Below are 257 nucleotides of genomic sequence, written 5' to 3'. Positions count from 1 at the left end.
GTACCACACTGCGCATCCGCTCACGCGGGTTACGGCCATAGGCAAACGGATACAGATAATCACGGTGATGAACCCGTAAAACCCAGGGGTCCGGTATTTCCGGAGCTGCTGCCAGCAACTCTGACAACGAGGTCCGGTAGCGATTATCTGCAAAGGCAAAGCCATAAGCCTTGAGCAACTTCCAGGCATAATTGGGCCACAAATAATCACCAGGGCGATGGTTATCGAGAATTTCCTTGTCGACATCCATGTAGGCA

1 protein-coding gene is annotated in these 257 nt (G+C 52.1%); it reads right to left on the bottom strand.

The features are described 5' to 3' along the window. A partial coding sequence (locus tag Q4563_RS20920) for a hypothetical protein (protein WP_303605887.1) occupies positions 1–257 on the bottom strand: 257 nt, incomplete at both ends.

The sequence above is a fragment of the Gilvimarinus sp. 1_MG-2023 genome (assembly GCF_030548285.1).
Note: the sequence above shows the minus strand (reverse complement) of the source record. Positions and strands in the feature narration are given on the sequence as shown.